This is a genomic window from Okeania sp. SIO2B9 (genome assembly GCF_010672505.1).
GTDB lineage: Bacteria > Cyanobacteriota > Cyanobacteriia > Cyanobacteriales > Microcoleaceae > Okeania > Okeania hirsuta.
In genome coordinates this window covers 1-3,812 of record NZ_JAAHGK010000763.1, presented here as the reverse complement: position 1 = coordinate 3,812, position 3,812 = coordinate 1, and the positions used below count along the sequence as shown (strand labels likewise).

The window sequence follows — 3,812 nt, the reverse complement described above, 5'->3', positions numbered from 1 at the left end:
ACCTTTCAAAGCAAGGGGGCATTGCAGTAGGGGTTGTTTCTTTCGTTCCTTGCGATCGCTTCGACGTAAAATTATTGATTTACAAGCATTATAGTCTAATTTGGCCAGTTAAGTTGTGTAAGTCCCAATAATTAGAAACCCAACGAATAACTGTATAAGTACCTTGTGGTGTTTTGACAAAAGTAGTTGGGATACCATTTTTACCCCGGTCACAATAAAATTTATTAGGTCGAATTATGGGTGAAACTTCTTTGACTACTGGCTTTGTTTTTTCAGAACAGCTTTCTTTTTCTGTACATACATTCTGTTCCTTTCTTTGACATAGTTCTTCTTTAATTTCACAAAGCAATCTAGATTTTGGTCTAGCATAAGCGGGATTATTGATAGTTAAATTAATCCCTAAACAGAAAGCAAATACTAAACATATTTTTGTACAAATATTGATTTTCATAACAACGAAATCTTGGGATATTTATGTTGTAGGTTATTGCCATTGAAGAAGGTAGAAGGCATAAGAGAAAATTGCTTATGAATAGTCTTCGACAAGCTACGTTTGTGTCTACAAACCCCAAACAATTTTAAGCATCCCCGTCGTTGACAGTGGGTTATTAAACCCGCCACAGAAAAGATAAATAATTGATAATATCAAGCATTATTTATTACTTATAGCCTCAACAACCTTCATTCAATTTATCAAGATTTTCGCTCTTGCTCCGGAAAAGCTTTTAATGTAAGCATTTGTTGCCGAATTTAGGTACAGTGAGGTTTCTTAGCCATACCTCAGTCCTTAATATTCGTCCCTAACACAACAGAAACTGCACCCTTGTTTCTTAATTCTCTTAATTCCAAAATATTTTCCTTACAACTTAACCTTACAACTTAAATAGCACTGCAATGCAGGATAAAAATCTAAAATTCCTGTAAAGAACAATTTCTCCAATTCAAAATCCCATTTAAGATAAGATCCAACATTTTTCTACTTTTTTTTCCAGTCAATGCCTAGTCGTTTTAAGTAATCCCAACCTCGTTGAGGCCAGACATGGTCGCGACCAGTTTTCTGAGCAATCCAACGGGCTACTTTTGGACCAGACCATGCTTGACCATCAGGAGCAGGCCCTTGTAAAGCCTCTGAAAGTTCCTGCTGTTGAGCTGGTGTCAACAAAGATTTAGCAGGTGGTGGTTGACGGTCTTTACTGCGATTTTTCACAGATTCAGGCCCTTCCCTATTGTAGCGCCCAACAATTTCCTTAGCATAATCGTAGTTAAGTCCCACAACTTGAGATGCTTTTTTAATAGACCATTGTTGAGCAATTAGAAGCAGGAGATGCCACCGACGAGATTCGATGGTATCTGGAGCTTGTCGGTAGCGAATTTTCAATTCCTCTACCGTAAGATGTGGTTTCAAACTAGCTTTTGCTGGCATACCTCCTATTCGGAAATTATGGAAGTTTTTAATCTTATCTACCTCTATGTGCCAATCTCCGGATAAAATCTACCTTGGAATATATAGATTAAGTCAAAAGTCAAAAGTTAAAATTTAAAAGTCAAAAGTCATAATGACCCTCGGCATGAGTGTTTATAATTGCCCTAACCTATTTGCGCAGTGCTATGTATAGCAATAGACAGGGCGCGGACATAGTAATGATAAAGCTCTTGAGACAGGGGAATATTTTTCCGACTGTTGCCTGTTGCCTGTTTCCTGCCATAGGAATTTTTGATAGTTAATTATTTATAGTTAATTCAATTAACCCTATAATCTAATAGCTGAACTTTAGGAATGATGGTATAGGCATGGCATCCATTAGCGAGCTGCATCAACAACTAATAAGTAAAGAACGCTCTGCTGTAGAAATTACCCAAGAGGCCCTAAAACGCATCAGCCAGTTGGAGCCAAAGTTGAAAAGCTTTATCTGTGTCACGGCAGAAAAGGCCATAGAACAGGCCCGTCAGGTGGATGCCCAAATTGCTGCAGGAGAGAAAATTGGACAATTAGCAGGGATTCCCATCGCTGTGAAGGACAATATGTGCACCCGAGGTATCCCTACTACTTGTGGTTCTAAGATTCTAGAAAATTTTATTCCTCCTTATGAATCGACTGTGACTCAAAAACTTTTAGATTCTGGTGCAGTTATTCTGGGTAAGACAAATCTAGATGAATTTGCCATGGGTAGTTCGACGGAAAATTCTGCTTATCAAGTTACGGCTAACCCGTGGGATGTGGAACGAGTGCCTGGTGGTTCTTCTGGGGGGTCGGCCGCAGCAGTGGCATCTCAAGAGTCTGTAGTTGCATTGGGTTCAGATACTGGTGGTTCTATTCGTCAACCAGCATCTTTTTGTGGTGTGGTAGGTATGAAGCCTACTTATGGTCTGGTTTCTCGCTATGGGTTGGTGGCTTTTGCTTCTTCTTTAGACCAAATAGGGCCTTTTGGTAGGACTGTTGAAGATGCTGCGATTTTGTTACAGGCGATCGCTGGTTATGACCCTAAAGATTCTACGAGTCTTAATGTGTCTATCCCAAATTATACTAGGAACCTGAGACCGAATTTAAGACCAAAGGGGCAAATTAGAATTGGTCTAATTAAGGAGACTTTTGGTGAGGGTTTAGATTCAGTTGTTAATCAAGCTTTTACTAAGGCAGTGGAACAGTTACAGGAGTTGGGAGCGGAAATTCAGGTAATTTCTTGTCCTCGGTTCCGCTACGGTTTGCCTACTTATTATATTATTGCCCCATCGGAAGCTTCAGCAAATTTAGCTCGTTACGATGGGGTGAAATATGGCTTCCGCGCTCCTAAGTCGGAAAATCTTTTGGAAATGTATGCTCAGACTCGTGCTGAGGGTTTTGGTACGGAAGTTAAGCGCCGAATTATGATTGGTACTTATGCTTTGTCCGCTGGATATTATGATGCTTATTATCTTAAGGCTCAAAAAGTCCGGACTTTGATTAAGGAAGATTTTGATAAGGCTTTTGCTCAGGTGGATATTTTGGCTTGTCCCACTGCTCCGACTACTGCTTTTAAGGCGGGTGAAAAGACTGATGACCCACTGAGTATGTATTTGTCTGATTTAATGACTATTCCAGTTAATTTGGCTGGTTTACCTGCTTTGAGTTTACCTTGTGGTTTTGATGAAAAAGGTTTACCTATTGGTATGCAATTAATTGGTAATGTTTTGAAGGAGGCTTTATTATTTGAAGTTGCTCATGTTTATGAACAATCTAATGATTGGTATAAACTTCTGCCTCGCCTTTAGAAAGTTGGTTTTTAGTTATTATTTATGAGGCGTTAGGTGTTGAGAAAATTATTGGTTAATCAAAACCTAACTGCCGATTTTTATTATGTGGCAATTTGATTATTTTTTCGTTGCAAAGTTGATTTTAATTGTTGGGATAGTTTTAGCGATCGCTTATGTTGCTGTCTGTATATTTTTGGTATTTTTACAGCAGCGATTTATGTTTTTCCCTAGTTCTGTTATAAAAATAACGCCGAAAGATGTAAATCTTTCCTATGAAGATGTTTGGTTATCTGCTTCTAAGAAAAAAGGCAAGTTAGAGCAAATACATGGATGGTGGATACCTGCTAATTCTGAGGTATCAAATTTTCAGGGTGTGCTGTTATATTTGCATGGTAATGGTATTAATATTGGAGCGAATGTTGAACAAGCTTATAGATTTCAGAAATTAGGTTTTGATGTTTTATTGATAGATTATCGTGGTTATGGGCGAAGTAAAGGGAATTTCCCTAGTGAAGCACAGATTTATCAAGATGTAGAAATTGTCTGGAATTATTTAGTTAATCAAAGAGAAATTAATCCAA

At 38.3% G+C, this 3,812-nt stretch carries 4 protein-coding genes; 2 read left to right on the top strand and 2 right to left on the bottom strand.

From position 1 onward, the window contains the following. Positions 1-88: 88 nt before the first annotated feature. Positions 89-451: a hypothetical protein gene (locus F6K13_RS22990; protein WP_124146208.1), complete on the bottom strand. Its 363-nt coding sequence runs from the start codon at positions 449-451 to the stop codon at positions 89-91. Between the two features lie 525 nt (positions 452-976). Continuing rightward, positions 977-1,423 (bottom strand): helix-turn-helix domain-containing protein, encoded by a 447-nt coding sequence (locus F6K13_RS22985; protein WP_124146207.1) that lies wholly within the window; start codon positions 1,421-1,423, stop codon positions 977-979. A 368-nt stretch (positions 1,424-1,791) separates the two neighbouring features. Between F6K13_RS22985 and gatA the strand changes: the two genes are divergently transcribed. Continuing rightward, a complete protein-coding gene (gatA, locus tag F6K13_RS22980) occupies positions 1,792-3,249 on the top strand; it encodes an Asp-tRNA(Asn)/Glu-tRNA(Gln) amidotransferase subunit GatA (RefSeq protein WP_124155323.1) in 1,458 nt (485 codons plus the stop codon). An 85-nt stretch (positions 3,250-3,334) separates the two neighbouring features. After that, on the top strand, positions 3,335-3,812 hold a 478-nt coding region (locus F6K13_RS22975; RefSeq protein ID WP_287288496.1), incomplete at its 3' end, for an alpha/beta hydrolase.

What these genes read in the sequence shown, in the direction of transcription:
- F6K13_RS22990 (WP_124146208.1), bottom strand. Translation starts at nt 451, where the DNA reads ATGAAAATCAATATTTGTACAAAAATATGTTTAGTATTTGCTTTCTGT.
- gatA (WP_124155323.1), top strand. Translation starts at nt 1,792, where the DNA reads ATGGCATCCATTAGCGAGCTGCATCAACAACTAATAAGTAAAGAACGC.
- F6K13_RS22985 (WP_124146207.1), bottom strand. Translation starts at nt 1,423, where the DNA reads ATGCCAGCAAAAGCTAGTTTGAAACCACATCTTACGGTAGAGGAATTG.